Below are 24,647 nucleotides of genomic sequence, written 5' to 3' on the forward strand. Positions count from 1 at the left end.
TGGGGGAGGCGCCGTTCTGTGCAGGGAGGAGTCGACTCGGCGGATTCCGCGTCGGATGGAACGGCGATCAGGGACGCCCCATACCGAAATACTGCCATCCCGCAGCCCGCCACGCGGACGCGTCGAGGCAGTTGCGTCCATCGACGACGAGGCGGCCGGCGGTGAGCGACGCAGCGTGTTCGGGGGAGAGCTGGCGGCGGTACTCGTCCCACTCGGTGACGAGGAGGACGACGTCGGCACCACGCAGCGCTTCGTCGCGGTCGTCGACGTAGTTGAGCTGCGGATGCTGACGGCGTGCGTTGTCGATCGCCTCAGGGTCTGTGACCGTGACGTCGGCACCGAGTCCGCGCAGTCGCACGGCGGCGTCGAGGGCAGGAGAGTCGCGGATATCGTCGCTGTGCGGCTTGAACGCGGCGCCGAGAACCGTGACCTTCTTGCCGACGATATCGCCCTGAACGGCGTCGACGACGAGAGTCACGGCGCGTTCGCGGCGACGGAGGTTGATCGCATCGACCTCGCGGAGGAAGCTGACGGATTCGCTGCGGCCGAGCTCCTCGGCGCGGGCGGCGAAGGCACGGATGTCCTTGGGGAGGCAGCCGCCGCCGAACCCGATCCCGGCCCCGAGGAAGCGGCGACCGATGCGGACGTCGTGACCGATCGCGTCGGCGAGCTGGGTGACATCGGCTCCGGTGACCTCGGCGATCTCGGCCATCGCGTTGATGAAGGAGATCTTGGTGGCGAGGAACGCGTTCGCCGCGACCTTCACGAGTTCGGCCGTGGCGAGGTCGGTGACGAGGAACGGCGTTCCCTTGGCGACGGCGGGGTGGTAGACCCTGCGTAGGATCTCCGCCGCCCGCTGGCCCGGGTCCTCCCGCTCGGTCGTTGAGCGAGCGAAGCGAGACGAAACGTCTTGACTCCCTGAGCCGCTCTCTTCTTGGGTCCCTGATCCTGCCGAGAGGCCCGCTACTCCGACCACGAGTCGGTCGGGATCGATCGTGTCCTGTACGGCCCATCCTTCGCGCAGGAATTCCGGGTTCCACACGAGCGTGGCGCCGGCGTCCTCGACGCGCGGGGCGAGTTCGGCGGCGGTGCCCACAGGAACGGTCGACTTGCCCGCGACGATGTCGCCCGGCCGCAGATAGGGGAGAAGCCCGTCGATCGCCGCGTTCACATACGTGAGGTCTGCGGCGTAGCCGTCCTTCTGCTGCGGGGTGCCGACGCCGACGAAGTGCACGTCTGCACCGTGCGCCTCGGACATGTCGGTCGTGAAGCGGAGGTTCCCCGCTGCGACGCCCTGCGTGAGCAGCTCAGGCAGTCCCGGCTCGAAGAACGGTGCCTGGCCAGCCGAGAGCGCCTCGATCTTGCGCTCATTGACGTCGATGCCGACGACGTCGTGCCCGATGGATGCCATTGCGGCGGCGTGGACGGCACCGAGGTAGCCGCAGCCGATGACGGAGAGTTTCATTGGGGCTCCTTGTTGAAGGGCGTATGGTGGCGGGGCTCCGGTGATTGGGCCGAGCTGCCTCGGGGAGGACGAACCGCTGACGTCTTGGAGCCGTCGAGACTGGGCCTATCACACCCTGATCGTGCGTGACGCCCCCTCGCGCTGACGCCATTCGGAGGAAGTGCACTGACAGACAGGTGCGAGCTTCGACAGTAGGTCACCTGCTGTGACCCCACAGATCTACAGGAAAGGCAGTGAGGAGCTCGCCTTCGTCATACTCCGCCGGGGGCTCTCCGCCCAGGTCGAGTGCCTCAGCGACGCTTTCAGCTGCTCGGTACCCGGGTCGTCCGGTGCCGGCATAGTAGTCGTCGTACTTGAAACGGGGCTCTGTTCCTGGCGATATCAGACGCGCAGGAATGCCGAACGACTCCGCGATGACGATTCCATGAAGCGACGACCCGCAGACGAATCGACTCATCGCGATCCGACGGATCACATCGAAGGGCGATCCGATCGGACTGACGATGCTCTCGTCTCGCTGTCCGCGGAAGTCGTGCAGGTTGGGCACGACCGTCACCTCCGTGAGATCGCCCTCCGAAACGCCATCGCGATACCCGGCAAGCGGCCAGAATCGCGACCAGAGAAGCGCAGGGTCTCCGTACACGGCGGGCGTATCGATCCCTTCAGCCTGCAGAACTGCGCGTGTATGAGGCCCTCGAACCGCGCGCACATCGAGCCCGCCCGCGAGGGGTGTGTCTAGTTCCTTACCGTTGACGCCGGCGCCCCATACGACATCACCGGCTTGCGCGAGATGCAGGATCGAGCCCACCGACACGAGACGTCGGTTGTCTCGCGGATCGTCGAGGCGCAGTTCTTCCGCGATACGGGCGACGAGGATAGGGCCGATGAGATCGCCGAAGTTGTTGACAGGCTTCTTCGGGAGTACCGCGCCCAAGACGCCAGAGCGACGACGAACTGGATTCCAGTGAACGACTTCTACGGGCATGGGTTCCTTTCAAGATCGCAGACGCTTCGCGGAGTCCCAGATGCTCGCATAGTCTGCGCGAACGGCGGGAACGACGGCGCACAGCGCTGCGTATGCCGAGGCTGTGATGACCAGAATGAAGAGTTCAAGCGGGGCGGAAACGTCATGCAGCAGGAACACTGAGAGAAGCCAGAGCCCTACCGAGAGCGGACCGAAAACGGCAATAGGGCGCAGTGCTGCCTTGATCAGGGGAAGACGCCTGACTTTCGCCGCTCGCACCGGAAAGAGAGTCAGGAGCGACCAATTCAGGAGCTGTCCGATACTGGATGCGACTGCCACTCCGATCGGTCCCCACGTTACGCCGATGACCATGAGTGCGATGCTGAGTGATCGAGTCAGTATCGACCAGCGCAGCTGCACCCCAGTAAGCGCGCGAGACTGGAAAATCCAGTAGTACACGTAACCGATGCCTTGAAAAACTCCCCCCACTGCCAGTGCCGCGAAGATGGGTTTTGCGGACTCCCATCCCGGGCCGAGCAGTATGTCGATTATTGGTCCAGCGCAGCCCGCGAGGAGCAGGAGCGAGCCAGCGAACGTGTATCCGAGCATCGTCTGAGCGCGAAGAAGGTAGGGCTCGTATCTGGGGTCGTCCTGCAGTTTGGAAAGCACGGGCATGGCTACACGGGTCATCGGTGCGGCGATCTGTTGCAACGGGAGGCTGAAGAGTCGGAAAGCCCGATCGTAGATGCCGAGTTGCTGAGCTCCCCACGTCCGTCCGATTAGCACTGAGTCGATGTTCCCCGTGACGTAGGCGAGGGTCTGTACGGCGAAGGAATTGGCGCCGAACGTGTACAGAGCCTTCATGCCGTGCCCGCGGCGGGGCAGTCCAGGCACCCACTTTGCAGCGGCGATGAGAATCAGAAGGGTAAGCGCGGCAACCATCACCTGCTGCGCAACGAGCGCCCAGTATTCTGCTCCGGCCGAGGCGAGAAAGACCGCGGCTACCAAAGCCACGGCGGGCGGAACGATGTCGGAGACCGCAAGCCAGGTGAACCGTAGTCGAACAGTAGCCTCGGCGCGAAACTGCGCGGACACCGCTCCAAGCAGGAATGTGGTGGCTAGCACCTGCGTAATCGGCAGAACATCCGGCTGGTCGTAGAAATCAGAGATCCACGGTGCGGCGAAGAACGTGGCTGCGAAAAGCGCTACGCCGATGCCGACGTTCGTCCAGAACAGATTGCTTCGCTGCTGGTGCGTGATCGTCTGTGACTGGATCGCGGCCATGGAGAGACCGAAATCACTCACGACGGAAGCGACTCCCACGATTGCCAATGACATCGTGACGAGTCCAAAGTCTGTCTGGTCGAGGAGGCGCGCGAGTACCGCAATACTTGCAAACTGTATGGCGGCCCGGATCAGTTGCGCGGTCAGGGTGGCGAACCCGCCTCGAGCTGCCGCGCCGGCGAGGCTCAGGACGCACCTCCGGGGACAACGTGAGCCTCCCACGCCAATCGGTAGGCGCGAATATGTGCCGTCGCCTGCTCTGCCCAAGTCCGTTCTGGAGCGATCGGGCGGAAGGCGCGTGCTGCCGTGGCCGTCAGAGCATGTCTTATGGCGTCCGCCGTCAACGGCGGAGCGAACAACTGGACCCAATCTTCACCGAAATCGGACTGAAGTAGTGAGGCCGTGGGGCCTTCTGGCACCAGAATCGGCGTCCCAAGGTCGAGCGCGAGCAGCGCCGCACCCGAGTTCTCGAATCTGGCGTAGGGGAGCACTACCAGCCGGGCTCCTTCGATGTAGGAGCGGAGCGAACTATCCGGAACGTGTCGAAGGTCGAGATGTACGTTTGGTTGAACGTCACGGGTGGCGATCAGTCTGGATTTCAGCTCAGGGGAGGTCGGACGTCCCGCGACCATAAACGTGAGAGTCGGTAGATTCCGGGACGCTGCGAGGAGCGACTCTGTCCCCTTGTAGGGCCTGATGAGCCCGAAGCTGAGCACGTCGAACTGTTGCGATGTTGGTTCTCTATCCACGCCCTCATACCAACTGGCGAGCTCTCCGTGGGGGATCAGGAGCGCAGGCGCTTGTGAGGGACATTCGGAGAGGGGATTCAAGCAGATCCATACGTGCGTGGCACGGTCGAGCATCTCTAGCAGAAGCTGGTCTACCTTCGAACGGGCCTTCTCGTGGGGGCGGAGATTGTGCAGAGTCCGTACGACCCGGGTGAGCCCGAGGAACGATCGAACCAGGAGTCCGGCGAACAACACGCGGTTCGCGGTGCGCCCCAAACGGCTGTTCCTTTGGAGCATGGTCTCTGGCCAATGAACATGAACTGTTCGGACCCTTCCGGTAAGGAGTCGCCACCAGTTCAGGAACTCGATTTGCTGTCCGGCGCCTGTGAGCGCGGCCACGAGCAGGTGCACGTAGGGGTTGGCCGTGGAACTAGGGCTCGTAAACGACATCATCACGATGTCTGCGGGCCTGTTAGCTCGTGATCGCCGCAAGATAGCGCCTCGCATAACTGTTCGGATCTGTCAATACAACCGCGTGATCACGGGCGCGGATGGCGATCGCCGAGACATCTGCTGATCGGAGAAGGTCAATCTGCTGAGCCAAAGAGTCCGGATCGTTCGCCCGATACCTCACCCCGGTTGCGCCGTGGTCGATGAGTTCAGACGACCCGCCTTGGTCCGGAACCAAGGCGATCACCCCGCTGAGCTGTGCTTCAAGCACAGTCCGCCCCATCGGTTCGGCGGAGTTCGCCACGATCACAACGTCGAGACCCGACAACGCAGTACTCCACGGGCGGGGTCCCTCGAAGTAGAACCTTCGTCCCAAGAGCTGCCGACCTCTCAGCCGGATGTTCTCGGCGAACGTCTCATCATTTCGTGCGACGGGTCCTCGGACGATGAGATCGACGGCATCCGTTCGCGCCACGCCGTCAATGGCGAGTGCGATGTTCTTCTCAGGGGCGACTCGGCCGACTACTCCTACTCGCATATTCTCGGAAGCGGTCGACGGAAGCGTGAATGCGAGAGGGCGCACGGGACGAGTGAGCACCCGGCAGATGCGCTTTCGGAGAACAATCTGAGCCCCTGTGTACTCACTTACCGCCACCACTCGATGAATACGCAGCGCGCAGATGTTCAAGGCGAACCGTCCGAAACCGGCGGTAAGCGTGTCATGGAGATCGAGAACGATGTGAGGGCGCCCACGGGACCACCTGCGAGGAAAGAGCACTCCCGCAGAAAGAACGTAGGAAAAGAGCACAAGGACGTCGTTGCCGGTGCATATGCGACGCAGCTCTCGCCAGAAATCACGGACCAAGCTCGCACGTCCTTCATTCACACGCGCGTCAATGAGGATCGCGTCGCTCGAGGTTGCCTCGTGCCAGGCCTCCGCGACTGCTCTGTCGGTGCAGACGAGAGCAACATTGTGCCCCTGTTCTCGCAATGACGCAGCCAAAGTGAGCATGCTCTGTTCGGCACCCCACACGCCGGTTGCGATGGACGAGAAGACGATCCGGTCAATTGACATGAGAGTCCAATGCAGTTTCGTACGCGCGAATCACATCTTCTCCGTAGGTGTCATCCGCGAATCGATATCTGAGCGCCCGAGAGTTCTCCTCGAGGACCTTCAACTCCGAGGGATTCCTAAGCAACCTGCGCAGGATGGCAATTGCCTGATCCTCGTCCGAAGCCACGTGGCCAGTCACCCCATCGATGACGACATCTCGCACCCCGATGCAATCCATTGCGACAGCCGGGACGCCCGCTGCCTGCGCTTGCATCAGCCCGACAGGCATCCCCTCCCACCGAGAGGTGAAGTAGATCACAGACGCGTCTTCTAGCTCGCTCCACACAGCGTCAGAGTCGATCCACCCGCTTGTGGTCCATCGACTCGCACCGTCGATCTGACCCGGACCAATCCACCGAAAGTCCGCGACATCGTGGAGCAAGCGGGCGGCGCGCGCGAATCGTTCGGGCGCCTTCTGCGGGCCCCATCGACCGATGTTGACGACCTTAGGCCGTCGACGAGCTGATCGCGTTCCCGCGAGGTCTATCTCCGATCTCGAAAGAACGTTGCGAACGGTGAGTGCGCGGACCCCGACGAGCTCTCGTGTGGTGCGTTCCTCATCGACGGACACGCAGAGCGTTAGGTCATGCTGGGGTCCGAGCAGGCGCTCCATCGTCCGGAAGACGGCGGCGGACGCAGGAGCGACATCCTTGCGGAGAAATGAGTATCCGTGAGGCGAATACACGATCGGGGCGCGCCGTCCGCCGACTCTTCCGACGAGACCTGCGAATGTCGAGTGCAAGTGAATGATGTCCCATTCCTGCGTGTGGACAAGCGAACGGTAGAGCGAGCCCAGCGCTAACACGCGGCGAATCCTCGGGTTCTCTCGTGCACCCCGAACATGCACTCTGGAAGCGCCGCTAAGGCGATGGGCTACTGCGGTGCAAGCTGGCCCGTCCGGGTGTGGCGAGTACGCGACCTCGACGTGGTGTCCCAACTGAGCTTGGTGTGAGGACATGCGTGCGATGACATCGAGAACCCCCGTGGCCATCGCTTCCGTGACGTGCAGGATCCGCATCAGTGGTCCTCCCGCCCAGTCATATCGCGGTAGATGTCGTAGTAGTGCTCAGCGGTTGTGTCGATGTCGAACGTGGACTCGGCGAGGGCGCGTGCGGCGTCAAACCAATCGGTGTCTTCCTCGAGAGTCGTGCGGATCGCAGCGGCGAGAGCGAGGGGGTCCTTTGGCTCCACGAGAAGGTCAGGTGAGATCGCAAGAAGCTGAGAATCGCCGACGTCGGTTGTGATGACAGGAATGCCAGCCGCGAGAGCCTCGATGCCCGCCATCGGAAGTGCCTCGCCGTGTGAACTTGAGATGACCAACGCACTGCTTTGACTGAGCGCCTCGCGAACGTTGTTGATCGGCCCCCTTAGTTCGACTCGCACCTCTTTGAATTCCTCAAGCAGGGAAGACAGCTCCTCGTTCTCTTGAGTCATCCCAGCCCCGGCACACACCAGCAGCGGTGCAGATTCGCCCATCCGTGACAGGGCCGCCAATAGGCTCCTGTGGTCCTTCATGGGGTGCCATCGCGAGAGACAGAGCAGTTGCGGTCGCTTGCCAGGTGCGTCACGGCCTGCTGCGCCAAGACTCGTTCCGTTGAGAACGGTGAGATCGACTTCTCGTCTATACCTCCGACGTGCGAATGCTGCCGCGCTTGGCGAGCAAGCGATGAGGCGATCGATCCGGGTAGCGACGCGGCTGACCAGGAAGGTCACTAGGCGCGACGTTGCCCCTGACTCGTGCCCCCCGCTGGTGTGAATCGTTGACACGTGCGGAACCCTGCTGCGACTCAAAGCGACAAGTAGGTCTGATTGAAGCAGATGGGAATGCACGATATTCGGTCGGGACGAAACGATCAGTTGCTTGAATCGACGCCAAGCAGACATGAGCGCAATTGGAGACTTCTTCAGATCGAGATAGTGAACTCGATCTGCCGCAAGGTCCAGACGATCGCTCAGGCTGTCCCTGCCGAGCAAGACGACCACTTCTGTTTGAATGCCGAAATTGCGGTGTCGAACAGCTAGCGCCTCGATGAGTGTCTGGGCGCCACCAGTGTCGGCGCTATTGATCACATGGAGAATCTTCATCGCCGCTCCCTGCCTCCTACTGATTTCGGAGATTGACGGCGTGCCAGGGTGAGAAGACCGAGGCATCCGCCAGCAAACGCCCACACCCACGCCGCCGAGTCGTAACTGATTGTCAATGCTCCGATCAGGACCCAAAGCGCCAGGGCGAAAGCAGCCGTGACTGGCCGTGTCCACCGGGATACGGAACCGACGATCAAGAGAAGGCCGAGCAATACGAAGCCACCAGCAAGCAGGCCAAACTCGAAGAGGATCCTGAACTGTGCGCTGAAGACGTCCAACGGCTGCTGCACGAAGGCGAATTCGATGAGGCCGACGTCTCCCGCGCGGAACGCTGCGGCCATGCCACCGCGGCCGGTGCCAAACACTAACCTGCTAGGTTCGTCGCTCCAGTAATTCAAACCTGCCAGGATCGAGCCGAATCGATCGCTCCATGAAAAGTCAAGCGGCGAACTCCGTTGCCCGAAAACCCAGGTCGCGGTCACACAGGCTGCGGTGATAAACAGCAGTGCCGTGATCTGATTGCGGAGTGACTTCGTAGCGGAAGTGATGATGACGCCGGCAACGAGCCCGAGCCCTGCGATGGCGCTACCGGATTCGCTCGCCGTGATTATCGCTCCGCCTGCAACTACCGCTGTCCATTCCCATCGTGAAAGGGAACCACGAAGGCACCGTGCGACGAGGACCATCAATGTAATCGCGAGCAACAGTGTTCCCGCCATGAAGGACGGTTCGGGAAACTGCGCGAAGGGGCGTTGGATATAGTTCAAGATTGCGGTGGAGTTGTTCTCGACGCTCGCGTATCCGGGAGCCCGATACAGCGTGACGAACGGAATGTAGCCCGCCCGGATCGCGATCATTTGCAAGCCTCCGAAGAGCGAGGTCCCGATGACGAGCCAAGCGAGTAGCCGGCTGAAGTCCGTATGCAGGGAGAGGACACCCAGCGTTCCTGTGAGAAAGTTCCCGATCACGCCGATCCAGGTCAACACCCCGGTCGGTGGAAATGTCACCGAGAAGAGCACCGTTGCTATCGCATTTGCTGCTAGCGGGATCAAAGCAAGTGAGATCGTGATCGCGTCCAGCCTGGGGTGCCGAGGTCCGACAATCCACGCTGCGATACCGAGTATCGCGCTCACGGAAATACTTGTGTTGGCTCCCAGCCCCAGGGCTGCGTAGGGGAAGAAACTGAAGAACACAGCGAGAACCGATATCAGTCGACAAAGGCGACTCGTCTGCGGGAACCGCTCTACAGGAATCGGTCGTGGCGTACTAGCCCGAAGGTGATCAGCCGAAGATGCGGCGTGCAACGTCATCCCATTCCTGTTGGGTCTCCCGATGATGCTGAGCTGTCTCGACGGTCGTGGCGTTCCTCAGGGCCGCGAGGCGTGAGGCGAGTTCATCAGTACTTCCCGGGTCGACGAACTCGATCAGCGGGTAGTCTCCCGCCTGCTCGCGAAGGGAATCCAGGTCGGAGGCGATGATCCGACGACCGTATTGCATGGCTTTGGCAAGGACGCCGCTTTGGGCAGAAAAGTGCGTGTATGGCAAGAGCACGACTTCTGCGCTGGCCAGCGTGGTGTTGAACTCATCAGCATCCAAGTAGCGGAAATCGACGGTGGCCGTGGAGCCCCGTACGTGGTCGCGGAGCTGGTCACCGTACGAATCAGGCTGGGGTGCGCCGATCACACGAAGGGGGATAGTTGCCGAAGTTGCAGCCTGGATGGCGTTCTCAAGGCCTTTGTTTGGACGCACCTCACCCAGGCAAAGCGCTCCAGGCACTTGTTCCGAAACAAGAACGGTTCGCGAATCGCCGGGAAGAGGCACAACGACGATCCTCCGGGCGCGCCATCTGGTCACGATCGCCCGTTGTGCTTCACCGTGCAGGGCGGTCAGTGTCGCCCGGCGAACTGTCCGCTGCTCTTGTAAGAAGAAGAGCCGGTCGCGGAGCGTCATTTGTTTCGCTTCATGTGGGATCGCATTGTGGAGGAAAAGTACGTTCTCGACCCGACTTGTGCGGCGGGTCAACCCGTACTTGCTTGTCTCCCAAAGAATTGTCAGCGCGGCGGCGCCCTGAAGGGATCCGACCAACCTGCGGATGTGCGCGCGTTCGCGGAGAAGATCGATCGTCTGCGAGACTCTTCGCCAAGGAGAAGTCGAAGGTCGGCGCGGGAGCAGGGTCTCGTGCAACTCGAAACTGTCCTTCCATCCCGAGGTCGCCTCCCGGGCTCCCGGGCGGGACAGCAAGATGACTCTCGAGAACATCGCTGTCCGGCTCGCCGCCGCCGCGATCTCCGCAGCATGCTCGATCTGGCCGCCGTACTCGGTCGGGCAGACGACAAGGAGGGACCGGGAGAGTATCGCCTCATTCGTGTAGCCACGTCTCAACTCCGACCACCGTCCTCGGCTTGACACGACGTTTTGCACCCGTGTGACCTTCTTCAATGTGCCGATTCTCCGGGGGCGACGACGGCCTTCAGAGTCTTGAACAGAATGACGATGTCGCCGATCATCGACCAGTTCTCCACGTAATAGAGGTCGAGGCGGATCGTCTCGTCCCACGTCATGGACGAGCGGCCGCTGACCTGCCACAGACCGGTGATGCCAGGGCGCGCGAGCAGCCGGCGGTGCGCGGCATCCGTGTACAGGGCGACCTCCGCGGCGATCTGCGGACGCGGACCGACCAGGCTCATCGATCCACCCAGCACGTTGAAGAACTGCGGGAGTTCATCGAGAGAGTACTTGCGGATGAATCTGCCGACCGGCGTGATGCGCGGGTCGTTCTTCACCTTGAACAGCGGCTGCTCGCTCGTGCCCTGAGCCTCGAGCAGCGCCTTGAGCTCGGCATCCGCTCCGACACGCATCGAGCGGAACTTCAGCATCTTGAACGGCTCGCCCTTGAACCCGATGCGCTCCTGCTTGTAGAGCAGGGGACCGGGGCTCGTGAGTTTCACTGCGAGGGCGACGGCGATCAGCACCGGTGAGGCGAGGATGATCAAGGCCAGCGAGCCGAGGATGTCGGTCTTGCGCTTCGCGAAACGCTGACCCGTGCTGAAGCGCGGCGTCTCGACGTGGATGAGCGGCAGCCCCGACACCGGACGCGTATGGATGCGCGGACCGGCGATGTCGGTGATGCTCGGCGCCAGCACGAGATGCTGCTTGCCGGCCTCGAGCGCCCACGAGATGCGCTTCACGCCTCCGGGCGGCAGGTCCCCGCTGCTGGTCACGATGACGGTGTCGGCGCCGGTCGCCGCGAGCGCCCGCTCGACGGCATCCACCTGACCGAGGATCGGGATGTCGGTTCCGGTGACGGTCGCCCCGACCAGATCGGTCGGGATGCAGGCGCCGATCACCCGGTAGCCGGCGTCGGGCGCGCGACGCAGCTCGCCCGCGATGTTCGCCACCGAGCGCTCCGACCCGACGAGGAGCACCTGCGCCGAATAGGCGCCGGTCGATCGGCGCACCGACACCAGCCACTGGCGCCAGAGCCAGCGGGTGTAGACCAGGGTGAGGATCCCGATCGGCAGGCTGAGCAGCAGGTAGCCCCTGGCGATGTCGATCTTGGTGAGGAACGCCACGATCGCGATCGCCCCGAAGATCGTGAAGCTCGCACGCGCGATGCGCACGTACTCCGCCGTGCCAGTGCCGATCACCCGATCGCTCCGCGAATCCACGAGGTCGAGCGCCCACATCCACAGCGCGACGAGTCCAGCGGAGAACAGCCAGTAGGAGATGTCCGGCACATCGAGCACCTCGAGACCGCCGGTCACGATGCGCACCTCGCCGAGCCCCAGCCACGCGATCTGGGTGCCCAGCACGACCCAGACCAGCACGAGCAGGTCGGTGAGCCAGAGGCGGCGCGCGAAGCGGCGACGCCACGTCGAGCGGGGGCGTGCCAGGGGCCCGGATGCCGCATCTCGAGTGTCGGTATCCGTGGGCGCAGTGTGCGCTGGATCGGGCTGCGGCAGCGTTGACGCGTCGATGGGAGTGGTCGACGTCACGACGAACCCTTCGCGGTATTCAGGTATTTCGGTCTGCTTCTGATCGGACAGTAGCAGACTCAGCGAACGTTCAGGTTTCCGGATTACCGCGAAATTCGTGACGATTCGGCAACGCTGGATCAGCGCGGGTCGAGCATGTCGTCGAAGGACTTCTCGTCCGCGGTCGCACGACGGCGGATCCCCACCGGCTCCTCATCGGAAGCCGCGCCTCGACGGCCGGCCCTGACGGGCTTCGAGGGTGTGGCGAGATAGGCGCCGTAGCCGTATCCATAGCCGTATCCGTACGCGTCGGCGCCCTTGGTCGGCACCATCGACAGCACGAGCCCGGTGACCTTGGCGCCGACGGTGTCGAGCGTCCCCAGGGCGGCTTCCAGCTGATGCGTCGTGGTACGGCCGACCGACACCACCATGATCGCTCCGGACGTCCACTGCGTGAGAACGGCAGCGTCGGTCACCGGGAGCAGGGGAGGGGCGTCGCACAGCACGACGTCGAACTCTTCGCCGAGCGCGTTCATGAGCTTCTGCATGCGCTCCGAGCCGAGCAGCTCGCTGGGGTTCGGGGGAATCCGCCCGGCGGGCAGTACGTGCATCGACCGGTCGCCCCACGGCAACAGGACGTCGCCGAGGCGAGCTCGTCCGATGAGCACATCGGTGAGTCCGGTGCCGCCCTCGATGCCGAGGTACTCGGCGACCTTGGGCTTGCGAAGGTCTGTGTCCACCAGTGCGACGCGGCGGCCACTGTCGGCGAGAGCGATCGCCAGATTGATCGCAGTGGTCGACTTGCCCTCGGTCGAGATGCTCGAGGTGATCACGAAGGTGTTGCCGCTGTCGACCTCGAGGAACTGCAGGTTCGTGCGCAGCGAGCGGAACGCCTCTGAGCGGGGGTTGAGGGGATCCTCCTTGAGGATCAGCGGGCGCTCCTTGGCCTTCGGGTCGTGCGGGATCGCGCCGATGATCGGCCGGTCGGTGATCTCCGCCACGTCGCGCGGCGTGCGCACTTTCGTGTCGAGCACGGCACGCAGCACCGCGACACCGATCCCGAGCGCCGGACCGACCAGCAGTCCGAGCGAGAGATTCAGCGGCGTGTTCGGGCTCACGGCGTCGCTGCTCGCGAGGGCATCCCGAACCCGCGTGAGCTTGATCGGACTCACGTCAGACCCTGCGGGGGTGTCGATGCGTTCGACCGCTTCGGCCAGAGCCGTGCCCAGCGAGTTCGCGATCTCCGCGGCGAGGGCCGGGTCGGCGTCTTCGACGGTGATCCTGATGAGCGTGCTGTTGAGCGGGCTCGCGGCGGTGACCTGCTCGCCCAGCTCGTCGGCGGTGCTGCTCAGACCGAGCGTGCGAATGACCGGATCGAGGACGACCGGTTCTTTCACCAGGCCGACGTACGTGGTGATGCGCGACTCGGCGAAGTTCGATCCCTGGGTGAGATCGCTCACGGTGCTGCCGGCCTGCGACTGCACGAACACGACGCTCGTCGACGAGTAGATCGGTGTGCGCGTGAACGAGTACGCCGCCGCCGCGGCGAGCCCGATCAGAGTCATCGCGGCGATGATCAGCCAGCTCTTGCGGAGGATTCGGATGTAATCGCTGAGCTCCATGACGCCTCTCGAGGGATCGCACTGCACACCGAACGGGATGGACCCCTGTGGACGCGTTCATTGTCGCACACGACCGGCATACCGGTAGACGGTAGCCTTCTCGACATGTCACACGAGACCCTCGAGCGCGGTCCGCGCGTCCGCCGACACCGCCCGTGGTGGCGCGGCGGTTCGTCCGTCCAGCGCTGGAACGGCGAGGTGCTGTCGTGGGCGCTGATCGGACTCGGCGCCGGCATGCTCCTCGGCGCATTCGTCGGCGGCCTGCTCGGCACCGTCGCCCTCTGGATCGCTCTCCTCGTGCCCGTGATCCTCGCCGCTCGCCGCGGCATCCCTCGGGGAATCCTCCTGTTCCGGCCCGTCGATCTCCTCTACGGCATCGTCCTCGGCACTGTGCTGCGGCTCACCCAGGGCTGGCTCGCCGTCGCTCTGGGCGGCAGCGGCGCCCTGCCCTCGTACGCCTCCCTCGACGGTCGGCTGCCGAACCTTTGGTGGCTCAGCGACGGCATCGGTGGCATCCTCGTCGCGCCCGTCATCGAGGAGTTCTTCTTCCGCGGAGTCCTGCTCATCGCGATCCTCACTCTCGTGCGCCGCCTCGCCGGTCACACCGGGGCGGCGATCGGCGTCGGCGGGGCGGTCGCGGTCGTCGCGTCGACCGCGCTGTTCGTCATGGCGCACCTGCTCACCGGCCAGATGACGATGGATGCCGTCGGTGGACTGATCCTGCTCGGCCTGATCGCAGGTTGCCTCGTCGCATTCACCGGGCGGATCTGGCCGGCGGTGCTCGTGCACGTCGTCTACAACGGCCTCGGTGTGGGGCTCACCGTGGTGGGGACGCTGCTGGGCTGAAACGGGAATCGCCCGGTGAGCCATGAGGCTCACCGGGCGGCTCCCGTCATCACGCGGAGGCTTCGGATCAGCCCTGCGAGACGGTTCGATCTGCGCGACGGCGCGAGAGGAGGAACACGGCCCCTGCGGCCAGCAGCACGGCGCTCAGGCCGGCGAGGCCGAGTGACAGCTCGCCGCCGGTGGTGGCGAGTCCGCCGGCTGCGGGCGTAGCGGCCTCGGGCGCGAACACAGCCGCCGCGGGTGCGATCACGACCACGCCGAGTGCGACGCTGCGCACCTCACCCGAGGCGCTCAGACCGTTGACCTGAAGGGTGTCGGCGCCGAGCGCAGCATCCGTCGGCACGGCGACCCGGGTCGAGAACGTGCCATCGTCACCGACGGTGACCTGCCCCAGGAACAGGTTCGACTCCAGCAGCCAGAGGTCGACGACGCTGCCCGGAAGGTAGCCTTCGCCGGACACGACGAGCGATCCGCCCTGCACGGCCTCGAGCACGCCGTCGCGCAGAGCGACCTGTGCGCCGGCGGGATCCAGGCTGCTCGCGCGGACCTCGAAGCCGTCGCCGGTGACCACGGTGTCCGATCCCTGAGCCGCCACCTCGACCGGCGTTTCGGCGCCGGCGAGCGTCGCCGCGACCGCACCGCTCGGCTGGACGGGCAGCACGGGCGTGCCGTCCTGGTCGAGGAAGTGAATCGGCGCGAGCGCGGGCGTGCCCGTGGCGGTGACGGACTCGCCGTCGCCCGCGGCGTTCACCGCACGCAGCAGAACGTCATAGGCCACGTCGTTGCGCAGACCGGTGATGGTGAGTGGGCTCGACGAGGTGGGAGTCCACGTCTCACCCCCATCGAGGGAGTACTCATATCCGGTGACCTCGGCACCGCCGTCGTCCTCCGACGGCGTGAACAGCACGGTGAGCGCTCCGTTGGACGGGAGCACGTGCTGCAAAGTGGGAGCACCGGGGGTCGTGTACGCGGTGACCGCTGCGCTGGGCTCGCCGGCGGGACCGGTGCCGTTCACGTTGATCGCGGACACGCGGAACTGCGCGGGTACGCCGACCGGCAGTCCCATGACCGCGTACGACGTGTCTGCCGAGCCCGTGTCGGCGACGGCCTCGGTCCAGGATTCGCCCCCGTCGAGCGACTGCTCGATCCGGTAGCCGGTGATATCGGATCCGCCGATCCACGCGGGTGCCCGCCAGGAGACGACGGCCGACTCCGCGCCGGCCACGACCTCGGTCGACGTCGGAGCACCGGGTGCGCCGGCCGTCACCTGCAGCGACACCGCGAGAGTCTGCCGGGCCGTGAGCACGGGCGGGTTCGCGGCGCCGGAACGCTCATCGGTCGACGAGACCTCGAAGACGAACTCCTCGGTGTCGTCCGTCTGCTGCGCGTCGGCGGCGGCGGCATCCGGCACGAAGACGTAGCGACCCGTCTGCTCGTCGATATGCAGGGTCCCGAACCGGCCGGTGCGCGCGTGCGTGTACGACTGGCCGTCGATCGTGGCCGCTTCGGCGTGGTCGCCGAGGATGCGGTGCGAGATCTCATCGGAGTCGGGATCGGTCGCGGTCAGGGTGCCTTCCGAGGGGGCGTAGTCGTCCACCCCCTCGGAGTTCACGAAGGAGATCGGCGCGACGGCAACGAGCGCAGGGGCGTCGTCGACCGCCGTGATGTCGATCTCGACCTCGCCCGACGCGGTCTCGGAACCGCCCTGGTCGGCGACCGTGATCGCGACCGTGCGGCTGCTCGCCGGGTCGTCCGACGTGCTGGCGTAGCGCAGCTTGTTGCCGATCGAGGTGACGACCTCGTCGGTCACCTTGCTGCCGTACACGCGCACGTTGTCGATGAGCAGCCGCGCCCCAGCGGCCATGCCGCAGCTGAGGTCGTGGGTGCCGCCGACGAACACGAAGCGGTAGGTGCCGCTCGCGGGGATCGTCGTCTCCTTGGTCTGGAACGCGCTGTTGTCGCCTCCGGTCGCGTCGAGCACCGTGGTCTGCTCGCCCGTGACCGTGTTCAGGATGTACCCGAAGACGTGGTAATTGTCAGCGCCGTAGTACGCGCGCCAGTCGAAGTAGATCTTGTCGTTCGCCGCGGCGGTGAACGGATCGCTGTAGACGGCCGGACCGTGCACCACGTCGCAGCTGCCCATCGTCGTCATGGACGAGCTCAGCTCGAGGCTGTGCCCGCCGTCGCTGGCGTCCGCGCTGTTGAGATTCACACTGTACGTCGCCTGGAACGGAGCGTCGTCATCGTTCCCCGGGGCGTACTCGGCGGGGAAGCCGGGGTTCAGACCCGCGTAGGTGCTGCGGTCGATGCTCGTGAAGCCGGCGATCTCGGTGACGCCGAGGTCGACGCGGTCGTTCAGCACCGTCCAGCCCTCGATCTCCTCCGAGCCCTCGAAGCTGGGGTTCGCGAACGGGCTGGTGAAGGTCACGCGCAGGGTGCCGTCCGCGCCGTTGCGCGCCGGGTCGACGGCACCGATGACCTCGGCGCGGGAGCCGGTGCCGATGTACACGGTGTCGCCGACGATCGACACCGCGCCGGTCGTCGTGTCGGCGACCTGGGCGGTCAGCAGCGACAGCACGTCGTCGCCGGTGGCGTCGTCGACGGTGAAGTCGATGTAGCCGCCGCCGTAGGCGCTGCCGCCGGTGACGGTGATGTCCTCACCGACGAGCACGGGATCGCTCTGTTCGGTGTAGGCGATCGCGGTCGCGGGCGTGCTCACCCCGACACCGGCGGCAGCGGATGCCGCGGCGGGGAAGGCCACCAGCGTCAGGGCGGTCAGACCGCCGAAAAGGGCCGCGGTGCGGGATCCGGGCCGGAACCGAGGCGCGCGATGCGCGCGCGCAGGCACGGTCGTGGGGGGCATGTTCGTCTCTCTCTGAACCCGATCAGGATTTGGGGGAGCACGGGTCCACGCAGAGACTGACACAGCCGGCGAGGGCCTGCGCCGGATGACGGGGTGCTTTCTCCTGGCGTTCCGGTATATGGATGAGACGGGCGCGCACTAGCATTGTCCGCGTGACCGAGTCCCCCATCCGGGTCGCAATCGTCGAAGACCAGGCGATGTTCCGATCCCTGGTCGTCTCCGTGATCGACGCCGCTCCCGGCTTCACCGTCGTCGCCGAGTGCGGCACGGTGCGAGACGCGCGCGCCGAGCTGGGCGGGGGAGGAGTCGACGTCGTCGTGATGGACATCGGGCTCCCCGACGGCAACGGCTTCGGTCTGGCGAGGTCGCTGCGCTCCCGGCATCCGGATCTCGGGATCGTCCTGCTCTCTGCGCACGACGTGATGGACCTGCTCCTCGCTCTCGACCCCAAGGAACGGATCGGCTGGAGCTATCTGTCCAAGACCTCTGCGGCATCCGCTCCGGCACTGCTGGACGCTCTGCGCGTCACGGTGCGAGGCGGCAGCATGCTCGACCCGGAGCTGCTGAGCGCGCTCGAGCCGCGGGCGCAATCCCCGCTGGCGAAGCTGACCAGACGGCAGTTCGATGCGCTGCGGCATCTGGCCGCCGGCCGATCGAACTCCGCGATCGCCAGGGAGATGGAGATCACTCCGCACTCTGTGGAGAACCTCCTGAACACCGTGTACGCCGTTCTCGGGGTCCGCAGCGAGGTGGAGCTCAACAGCCGGGTGTCCGCCGCGTTGATGCTGATCCGGCACGGGGTGCCGCAGACGGATGCCGGATGAGCCCGCATACCGCGAATCGGGCGCGGGACGCGGCCGACGACCGGCGTCGGCTGTTGAACACCGCGGGCGTCGTCCTCGCCGTCTTCAGTGTCGGCGCCGCGATCCAGACCGCCTTCGTGCACCAGGTGCCCGTAGCCGGCGCGCTGCACGGTGCCGCGCCGATCGGCTTCCTCCTGCGCGTGACGATCAACCTCATCGCGTGCGCCGCGGCGCTCGGAATCGCCGCCTGGCTGAAGCTGGCGGCTCTCGCGGGCCGGAGGCTGACGTTCACCGCCCTGGGCATCGCCGTCATCGTCGCCCTGGTGCGCTTCTCGATGCAGGTCGCCACGGGCATCTACGTCGCTCCCTCGCTGACCGTCGCCCTTGTGGAGTTCTTCTCCGGAGCGGTCGTCGTGCTGGTCGCGTTGGGCTTCGGGATGATGCAGGTGCGCGCCCAGGTGCGGCTGCGCCTGCAGGAGCGCTCGCTCGCCGAACAGCGGCTCCGTGCGTCCGAGGCTGTCGCCGCGCTCGCCGAGGAAGAGCTCGAGGTCCGTCGTACGGTCGCCGAGGGGCTGCATGGCGGACTGCAGTCTCGACTGGTGATGCTGAGGGTGCAGCTCGACCACGTGATCGGGACGTGGGATGAGGTGCATCCCGGATCGGCGGAGGTCGATGTGCTCCGGCGGGTGCGCCGGGAGCTCGACGCCCTCCGCGAGGATGAGGTCCGCAAGCTCAGCCATCTCCTCTACCCGGACGGCGTCGACATCAGCCTCTCGCACGCTCTGACCCAGCTGGTGCGCCGTATTCCTCCGCAGATCGCGGTCGAGGCACTCATCGACCCCGTCTCGGAACAGGAGGCACGGGTCGACCCCGAGCATGGGGCGAAGCTCGTCGCCTGGCGCGTCGCCGCCCTGCGTGCCGCCGAAGAGGGCATCAACAATGCGCTCAGGCACGGCGGTGCGGCCCGTCTCCGGGTGACGTTGAGGGGCGTGCCCGACGGCGTCGAGCTGATCGTCGACGACGATGGCGAGGGGATGCCGGAGCCGCCGCCGCGGATGCGTGGGCTCGCTCGATCGGCAGACCGACTGTCGCGTTTCGGAGGGACGCAGCGGATCGCGGTGTCCGACCTGGGCGGAGTCGCGCTGGCGGTGACGCTCCCGACGGCGGGCGGAGCGGTCTCGGGCGGTCAGGTCGCCTCTGCGACGCCGGATCACGGGAGCACGCCGCGCGCGACGTCGTAGGCCGTGGGCGGGAGGACCGCCATCCGGGGTCCGCGGACGTGCGTCGACGTGGAGCGCGGATCAGCGCAGCGCCGAGCGCAGCACGCGGGCGACCTCGTCGACGGCAGGCACCAGCTGCGCGGCGGATTCCTCGTACACCTCGTGTGCGCGACGATACGGATCGACCACGTCGTCGTCGGCAGCGACCCCGGGTGTGGTGTGTCCGCGCCGCCCAGACACCAGTGCGATGACGGCGGCGAGGCGTGCGCGCGGTGCGCTGCCCACGGCATCCGCTGTCCGACTGATCGCGTCGTCATCGATCGATGACGACAACCGCGCGAATTCGCGCACCGTGAACGTGCGGCGCAGGTGTCGAGGGCTCAGTTCGACCGCTGCGGTGCGGTGCTCGCGCGACATCGCCAGCACGAGATCGGCATCGTCGGCCAACGACTCCCGCAGCTGACGGGCGCGGTGCGCGGCGGCCTCCTCGCTCGCTCCTCCGTGTCGCAGTGCGACCTCCTGCATGGTGCGATCCATCTCATGATCGATGAGGGCGCGGGTACCCGCGCTGTGAACCCGTGCGCCGACGCCCGGGAGTCGTGCGCGCAGCAGCACCTCGGCCATCGGCGAGCGGCAGATGTTGCCGGTGCACACCATGAGGATCGTCACGGGCGCCTCGTCGTCCGAGGGGGATTCCGCGCCGGCGGGGCGCTCTGCGGCGCTCGCTCCACCGTTCGCGGGCGACGATACGAAGACGTCGAAATCGAACAGCGGGGCGGACGAGCGCTCCGAAGCTCGATTGTCGCGACGGGCTCGAATGTCGCGACGGGCCCGGAGCTCGCGCCTGCTCGGCGGGAGCGTCGCGCCGGAGTCGGTCATGCTGACCAGACTAGAACCGTCGCCCGCTCTGCGATCCGCTCCAGCTCAGCTGCTCGATGTAGCGCAACAGCACGCCCTCGCGCAGCGCCCACGGCGATACCTCGAGCTCATCGATGTCGAGCGCTGTCATCGTCGTGTGCAGCGAGACGGCCGCGGCGACGATCTGGAAGGTGCGATCGGGGGTGATGCCGGGCAGCTCCTGGCGGGCCGACGCGGGAAGCCGCGCGAGCCGAGGGATCCACGACCCGAGCGCGGCCCTCGGCAGCAGCATCCGTTCGTTCCCCGACCACCCGGGAACCGGATAGCCGACGAGCTTCGCGAGCGAGCGGATCGCCTTCGACGAGCCGACGATGTGATCGGGACGGGGGAGCGCAGCGAAGTCCGGCAGGACAGGGGCGAGGGTCGCTCGTGCGTGCTCGCGCAGGCGCTCGACGTCGTCCTCGCCCGGCGGATCGTTCGGCAGGAACTGCACGGTCATGCGTCCGGCGCCCAGCGGGACGGATGCTGCGGCATCCGGCAGCTCATCGGCCCCGGCCGCGATCTCGAGCGACCCGCCACCGATGTCGAGCAGCAGGATCTGGCCCGCCGACCAGCCGAACCAGCGCCGGACGGCGAGGAACGTCAGCCTCGCCTCGGTCTCGCCGTCGAGCACCTGCAGCGGTTGACCGAGAGCGGCCTCGATGCGGGCGATCACCTCGGCACCGTTGCGAGCTTCGCGCACCGCGCTGGTCGCGGTGGCGAGGAGCTCGTCGACGTTCTCCTGCTCCGCCACGCGCCGGGCTCTGGTCACGGCGTCCTCGAGAGCGCGGACGCCCTCCTCGGAGATCGCGCCGTCATCTTCGAGGTAGCGCATGAGGCGCAGCACCGTCCGATCGCTCGTCGTCGCGAGCGGCCGGCCGCCGGGATGGACGTCGGCGGCGAGCATGTGGACGGTGTTGGATCCGATGTCGAGGACTCCGAGGCGCACGGGAAGAGACTACCGGCGCACGGATACGATGGGTGCCGTGACCACCGTCGACCCCACGCTGCCGCTCTCCCCGTATCGGCAGATCGACCGCGCGGACTGGGCGCGACTGGCTGCAGGCCTCGACCAGCCGCTCACCGAGACCGAGGTCGTCGAGCTGCGCGGCATCGGCGACCGGCTCGACCTCGACGAGGTGCGCGAGGTGTATCTGCCGCTGAGCCGCCTGCTCAGCCTGTACGCGACATCCACCAAGCAGCTGGGAGCGGCGACGTCTTCTTTCCTGCGCGAGGACGACACCACCACGCCGTTCGTCGTGGGCGTCGCGGGTTCGGTCGCGGTGGGGAAGTCGACGATCGCGCGCCTGCTCCGCGAGCTGATGAGCCGGTGGCCGGGCACGCCTCGAGTCGAGTTGGTGACGACGGACGGGTTCCTCTACTCGAACGCCGAGCTCGAGCGTCGGGGGCTGATGGAGCGCAAGGGGTTCCCGGAATCCTACGATCGTCGTGCGCTGGTGCAGTTCCTCACAGAGGTGAAGAGTGGCGCTCCCGAGGTGCGAGCGCCGTTCTACTCGCACATGCGGTACGACATCGTCCCTGACGCGCATGTCGTCGTCCGCCGCCCCGACGTGGTGATCGTCGAGGGGCTGAACGTACTGCAGCCGCCGGCCGCTCCGAACGACGTCGCCGTGAGCGATCTGTTCGACTTCTCGATCTTCGTCGACGCCGACAGTGCGCACATCGAGAAGTGGTACGTCGACCGCTTCCTCGCGCTGCGGCAGGGGGCGTTCTCGAACCCCTCGTCCTACTTCAACGTGTTCGCGCATCTGACGGATGCCGAGGCGATCACGACTGCGCTCGGGTACTGGAACGACATCAACATGCCCAACCTCGTCGAGAATGTCATGCCCACCAAGCACCGGGCGCGGCTCGTGCTGAACAAGGGTGCGGACCACAACGTCGAGAGCGTGCTGCTCCGCAAGCTCTGAGCGCGGGTGCGCTTTCGTTCAGCGTCCTGTCAAACCCCTGCGCTTATCCTTGAGCGCATGTGTGGAATCGTCGGATACGTGGGCCCGCGGCCCAGCCAGGACATCCTCCTCGCCGGTCTTTCCCGGCTCGAGTACCGAGGGTACGACTCTGCCGGGGTCGCGGTCATCGATGGGGCCGGAACCCTCGGCATGCGCAAGAAGGCGGGCAAGCTCAGCGTGCTGCGCGACTCGCTCACCGAGAACGCCCTGCCGGACGGCACGACCGGAATCGGTCACACCCGCTGGGCCACGCACGGTGGTCCCACCGACCTCAACGCGCACCCCCACCTCGCCGACGACGACAAGCTCGCGCTGATCCACAACGGCATCATCGAGAACTTCGCCTCTCTGCGCGACGAGCTCATCGCTGACGGGGTCGCCTTCCGCAGCGAGACCGACACCGAGGTGGCCGCGGCTCTGCTCGGGCGCGAGTACGCCAACAACGGCGGAGATCTGCAGTTGGCCTTCCGCAGCATCGTGAATCGCCTCGAGGGCGCGTTCACGCTGCTCGCGATGCACCAGGACCACCCCGGCCTCGTGGTCGGCGCTCGCCGCAACTCGCCGCTGGTCATCGGGCTCGGCGAGGGCGAGAACTTCCTCGGCTCCGACGTCGCCGCGTTCGTCGAGCACACCCGCAAGGCCCTCGCGATCGGTCAGGATCAGATCGTCTCGATCACGCCCTCCGAGGTGACGGTCACCGATTTCGTCGGCACCCCGGTCGAGGCAGAGCCCTTCGAGGTGTCCTGGGACGCCGCCGCCGCCGAGAAGGGCGGATGGCCGTCGTTCATGGCGAAGGAGGTCGCCGAGCAGCCCGAGGCCGTCGCGAACACCATCCGCGGACGCATCCAGGGCGACGCCGTCGTGATCCCCGAGCTCGACGGTCTCGACGACCTCTTCCTCGGCATCAACCGCATCATCATCACGGCCTGCGGCACGGCATCCTACGCAGCACTGGTCGGCAAGTACGCGATCGAGCAGTGGGCGCGTGTTCCCGTCGACGTCGAACTCGCGCACGAGTTCCGCTACCGCGACCCGGTGATCGGCGCCGACACCCTCGTCGTGTCTATCAGCCAGTCGGGCGAGACCATGGACACGCTCATGGCGGTCAAGTACGCCCGCGAGCGCGGCGCACGTACGCTGTCGATCTGCAACACACAGGGTGCGACGATTCCTCGCGAGTCGGATGCCGTGGTCTACACGCACGCCGGCCCCGAGGTCGCCGTCGCATCGACCAAGGCGTTCTCGGCGCAGATCACCGCTCTGCTGCTGCTCGGTCTGCACATGGGGCGAGTGCGCGGCTCAGTCGCAGATGCCTCTGTCGACGTGGCCGAGCTGCAGTCGCTCCCCGAGAAGATCGCCCGGGTGCTGTCGGAGGAGCAGGAGCACGTCCAGCAGCTGGCCGGCTGGATGGCCGACACCCGCTCTGTGCTGTTCCTGGGCCGTCACGTGGGCTACCCGATCGCGCTCGAGGGTGCGCTCAAGCTCAAGGAGATCTCGTACATCCACGCCGAGGGCTTCGCCGCCGGTGAGCTCAAGCACGGACCGATCGCGCTGATCGAGCCCGGCCAGCCGGTGTTCGTGCTCGTGCCGTCGCCGCGCCACTCGGCGCTTGTGCACTCGAAGGTCGTGTCGAACATCCAGGAGATCCGCGCTCGCGGCGCCCGGGTGATCGTCGTGGCCGAAGAGGGCGATGCCGCCGTGCTGCCGTTCGCCGACGAGGTGATCCGCATCCCGCTCGCGGGAGCCCTGTTCGAGCCGCTGCTCGCAGTCGTGCCGCTGCAGGTGTTCGCGATGGCGCTCGCCACCGCGAAGGGCCTCGACGTCGACCAGCCCCGCAACCTGGCGAAGTCCGTCACGGTCGAGTAGGTCTTTCTGTTCGGACGCCCGGTCGCCTCTTCGGGGGCGGCCGGGCCCCGCGCCGTGCGCGCCTGTCCACTCTGGCGGCAACGCATGCGCTTTTGCAGGTGAGCTTCTCGGGGGATAGATCCTGCAAAGTGACCTTCGCACCGACGAGATGTCACGCGCGGGTCTTCTCCTGTGTAGGTCGGCCGCTGTCACGGCCGCGTCCGAAGGATCGCCGCGCGGATCGCGGCGAGTACAGCAGGCCAGTTGTGGATCACCATCGCATAGTCGAAGCGCAGAGTCTCGAATCCGTGCGCGGATGCCGCCGCGTCGCGCGCGAGATCGCGGTGCCGCTTCGCCGGTGCGGCGTGCGGAACCCGTTCCGACGTCACTGCGGCGGCGAGGCGAGCGGATTGCAGGCGCGGCTCCGGTGGTATGCGCCGACAGAACGACCCCCGCGCCTGCAAAACGACGGCGGTGGGGACAGAACGTGCCGGCAGGAAAGCGCCACACCTCGCGC

At 66.0% G+C, this 24,647-nt stretch carries 19 protein-coding genes; 5 read left to right on the forward strand and 14 right to left on the reverse strand.

The genetic code is table 11. The annotated features are described in order from the left end of the window. Nucleotides 1-67: 67 nt before the first annotated feature. The 10 genes from ACI3KS_RS00140 to ACI3KS_RS00185 all read right to left on the reverse strand — a co-directional run bounded on the left by ACI3KS_RS00140 (nucleotide 68) and on the right by ACI3KS_RS00185 (nucleotide 13,686). Nucleotides 68-1,465, reverse strand: a complete 1,398-nt coding sequence (locus ACI3KS_RS00140; protein ID WP_404913942.1) for a UDP-glucose dehydrogenase family protein — start codon at nucleotides 1,463-1,465, stop codon at nucleotides 68-70. A gap of 196 nt (nucleotides 1,466-1,661) precedes the next feature. Further along, nucleotides 1,662-2,450, reverse strand: coding sequence for a polysaccharide pyruvyl transferase family protein (locus ACI3KS_RS00145; protein WP_404913944.1), 789 nt, complete (start codon nucleotides 2,448-2,450; stop codon nucleotides 1,662-1,664). Nucleotides 2,451-2,459: 9 nt separating this feature from the next. Continuing rightward, a complete protein-coding gene (locus ACI3KS_RS00150) occupies nucleotides 2,460-3,935 on the reverse strand; it encodes a lipopolysaccharide biosynthesis protein (RefSeq protein WP_404913946.1) in 1,476 nt (491 codons plus the stop codon). Nucleotides 3,936-4,913: 978 nt separating this feature from the next. Then, nucleotides 4,914-5,966 carry a glycosyltransferase family 4 protein gene (locus ACI3KS_RS00155; RefSeq protein WP_404913948.1) on the reverse strand — a complete coding sequence of 351 codons (1,053 nt, stop codon included), beginning with the start codon at nucleotides 5,964-5,966 and terminating at the stop codon, nucleotides 4,914-4,916. Continuing rightward, the gene (locus tag ACI3KS_RS00160; protein WP_404913950.1) at nucleotides 5,956-7,023 is read right to left on the reverse strand and encodes a glycosyltransferase; all 1,068 of its coding nucleotides are present in this window, start codon (nucleotides 7,021-7,023) and stop codon (nucleotides 5,956-5,958) included. Before ACI3KS_RS00160 ends, ACI3KS_RS00155 begins: the two co-directional genes overlap by 11 nt. Beyond that, nucleotides 7,023-8,090, reverse strand: a complete 1,068-nt coding sequence (locus ACI3KS_RS00165; RefSeq protein ID WP_404913952.1) for a glycosyltransferase — start codon at nucleotides 8,088-8,090, stop codon at nucleotides 7,023-7,025. The genes ACI3KS_RS00160 and ACI3KS_RS00165 overlap by 1 nt, the downstream gene beginning before the upstream one ends. Continuing rightward, nucleotides 8,087-9,283: a hypothetical protein gene (locus tag ACI3KS_RS00170; protein ID WP_404913954.1), complete on the reverse strand. Its 1,197-nt coding sequence runs from the start codon at nucleotides 9,281-9,283 to the stop codon at nucleotides 8,087-8,089. The genes ACI3KS_RS00165 and ACI3KS_RS00170 overlap by 4 nt, the downstream gene beginning before the upstream one ends. Nucleotides 9,284-9,371: 88 nt before the next feature. Next, nucleotides 9,372-10,529 carry a glycosyltransferase gene (locus ACI3KS_RS00175; RefSeq protein ID WP_404913956.1) on the reverse strand — a complete coding sequence of 386 codons (1,158 nt, stop codon included), beginning with the start codon at nucleotides 10,527-10,529 and terminating at the stop codon, nucleotides 9,372-9,374. Beyond that, nucleotides 10,526-12,085 (reverse strand): sugar transferase, encoded by a 1,560-nt coding sequence (locus tag ACI3KS_RS00180; protein WP_404913958.1) that lies wholly within the window; start codon nucleotides 12,083-12,085, stop codon nucleotides 10,526-10,528. The genes ACI3KS_RS00175 and ACI3KS_RS00180 overlap by 4 nt, the downstream gene beginning before the upstream one ends. A gap of 119 nt (nucleotides 12,086-12,204) precedes the next feature. Beyond that, nucleotides 12,205-13,686: a polysaccharide biosynthesis tyrosine autokinase gene (locus ACI3KS_RS00185; RefSeq protein ID WP_404913960.1), complete on the reverse strand. Its 1,482-nt coding sequence runs from the start codon at nucleotides 13,684-13,686 to the stop codon at nucleotides 12,205-12,207. Between the two features lie 105 nt (nucleotides 13,687-13,791). On the opposite strand from ACI3KS_RS00185, the gene ACI3KS_RS00190 reads away from it, so the two are divergent. After that, a complete protein-coding gene (locus tag ACI3KS_RS00190) occupies nucleotides 13,792-14,532 on the forward strand; it encodes a CPBP family intramembrane glutamic endopeptidase (protein WP_404913962.1) in 741 nt (246 codons plus the stop codon). A gap of 67 nt (nucleotides 14,533-14,599) precedes the next feature. Here the strand turns inward: ACI3KS_RS00190 and ACI3KS_RS00195 are convergent, their stop codons facing one another. Then, nucleotides 14,600-17,395 (reverse strand): fibronectin type III domain-containing protein, encoded by a 2,796-nt coding sequence (locus tag ACI3KS_RS00195; protein WP_404913963.1) that lies wholly within the window; start codon nucleotides 17,393-17,395, stop codon nucleotides 14,600-14,602. Between the two features lie 152 nt (nucleotides 17,396-17,547). Here ACI3KS_RS00195 and ACI3KS_RS00200 point away from each other — a divergent pair, with 152 nt between their 5' ends. Further along, nucleotides 17,548-18,219 carry a response regulator gene (locus ACI3KS_RS00200; protein WP_404913965.1) on the forward strand — a complete coding sequence of 224 codons (672 nt, stop codon included), beginning with the start codon at nucleotides 17,548-17,550 and terminating at the stop codon, nucleotides 18,217-18,219. Beyond that, nucleotides 18,216-19,439 (forward strand): sensor histidine kinase, encoded by a 1,224-nt coding sequence (locus ACI3KS_RS00205; RefSeq protein WP_404913967.1) that lies wholly within the window; start codon nucleotides 18,216-18,218, stop codon nucleotides 19,437-19,439. The genes ACI3KS_RS00200 and ACI3KS_RS00205 overlap by 4 nt, the downstream gene beginning before the upstream one ends. A gap of 60 nt (nucleotides 19,440-19,499) precedes the next feature. Here ACI3KS_RS00205 and ACI3KS_RS00210 read toward each other — a convergent pair whose 3' ends face one another. Together ACI3KS_RS00210 and ACI3KS_RS00215 are read right to left on the reverse strand one after the other, a co-directional pair. Then, complete coding sequence (locus ACI3KS_RS00210; RefSeq protein WP_404913969.1) at nucleotides 19,500-20,297, reverse strand: low molecular weight phosphatase family protein; 798 nt, start codon at nucleotides 20,295-20,297, stop codon at nucleotides 19,500-19,502. A gap of 10 nt (nucleotides 20,298-20,307) precedes the next feature. Next, on the reverse strand, nucleotides 20,308-21,264 hold the full coding sequence (locus ACI3KS_RS00215) for a Ppx/GppA phosphatase family protein (RefSeq protein WP_404913971.1): 957 nt from the start codon (nucleotides 21,262-21,264) through the stop codon (nucleotides 20,308-20,310). 28 nt (nucleotides 21,265-21,292) lie between these two features. Here ACI3KS_RS00215 and coaA point away from each other — a divergent pair, with 28 nt between their 5' ends. Together coaA and glmS are read left to right on the forward strand one after the other, a co-directional pair. Beyond that, nucleotides 21,293-22,246, forward strand: a complete 954-nt coding sequence (gene coaA / locus ACI3KS_RS00220; RefSeq protein ID WP_404913973.1) for a type I pantothenate kinase — start codon at nucleotides 21,293-21,295, stop codon at nucleotides 22,244-22,246. 57 nt (nucleotides 22,247-22,303) lie between these two features. Next, the gene (gene glmS, locus ACI3KS_RS00225) at nucleotides 22,304-24,151 is read left to right on the forward strand and encodes a glutamine--fructose-6-phosphate transaminase (isomerizing) (RefSeq protein ID WP_404913975.1); all 1,848 of its coding nucleotides are present in this window, start codon (nucleotides 22,304-22,306) and stop codon (nucleotides 24,149-24,151) included. Nucleotides 24,152-24,339: 188 nt separating this feature from the next. Here glmS and ACI3KS_RS00230 read toward each other — a convergent pair whose 3' ends face one another. Beyond that, the gene (locus ACI3KS_RS00230) at nucleotides 24,340-24,519 is read right to left on the reverse strand and encodes a hypothetical protein (RefSeq protein ID WP_404913977.1); all 180 of its coding nucleotides are present in this window, start codon (nucleotides 24,517-24,519) and stop codon (nucleotides 24,340-24,342) included. Nucleotides 24,520-24,647 lie beyond the last annotated feature (128 nt).

This window comes from Microbacterium sp. ZW T5_45, from assembly GCF_044987415.1.
Taxonomy (GTDB): Bacteria; Actinomycetota; Actinomycetes; order Actinomycetales; family Microbacteriaceae; genus Microbacterium.

What these genes read in the sequence shown, in the direction of transcription:
- ACI3KS_RS00140 (WP_404913942.1), bottom strand. Translation starts at nt 1,465, where the DNA reads ATGAAACTCTCCGTCATCGGCTGCGGCTACCTCGGTGCCGTCCACGCC.
- ACI3KS_RS00145 (WP_404913944.1), bottom strand. Translation starts at nt 2,450, where the DNA reads ATGCCCGTAGAAGTCGTTCACTGGAATCCAGTTCGTCGTCGCTCTGGC.
- ACI3KS_RS00155 (WP_404913948.1), bottom strand. Translation starts at nt 5,966, where the DNA reads ATGTCAATTGACCGGATCGTCTTCTCGTCCATCGCAACCGGCGTGTGG.
- ACI3KS_RS00160 (WP_404913950.1), bottom strand. Translation starts at nt 7,023, where the DNA reads ATGCGGATCCTGCACGTCACGGAAGCGATGGCCACGGGGGTTCTCGAT.
- ACI3KS_RS00165 (WP_404913952.1), bottom strand. Translation starts at nt 8,090, where the DNA reads ATGAAGATTCTCCATGTGATCAATAGCGCCGACACTGGTGGCGCCCAG.
- ACI3KS_RS00185 (WP_404913960.1), bottom strand. Translation starts at nt 13,686, where the DNA reads ATGGAGCTCAGCGATTACATCCGAATCCTCCGCAAGAGCTGGCTGATC.
- ACI3KS_RS00190 (WP_404913962.1), top strand. Translation starts at nt 13,792, where the DNA reads ATGTCACACGAGACCCTCGAGCGCGGTCCGCGCGTCCGCCGACACCGC.
- ACI3KS_RS00195 (WP_404913963.1), bottom strand. Translation starts at nt 17,395, where the DNA reads ATGCCCCCCACGACCGTGCCTGCGCGCGCGCATCGCGCGCCTCGGTTC.
- ACI3KS_RS00205 (WP_404913967.1), top strand. Translation starts at nt 18,216, where the DNA reads ATGAGCCCGCATACCGCGAATCGGGCGCGGGACGCGGCCGACGACCGG.
- ACI3KS_RS00210 (WP_404913969.1), bottom strand. Translation starts at nt 20,297, where the DNA reads ATGACCGACTCCGGCGCGACGCTCCCGCCGAGCAGGCGCGAGCTCCGG.
- coaA (WP_404913973.1), top strand. Translation starts at nt 21,293, where the DNA reads ATGGGTGCCGTGACCACCGTCGACCCCACGCTGCCGCTCTCCCCGTAT.
- glmS (WP_404913975.1), top strand. Translation starts at nt 22,304, where the DNA reads ATGTGTGGAATCGTCGGATACGTGGGCCCGCGGCCCAGCCAGGACATC.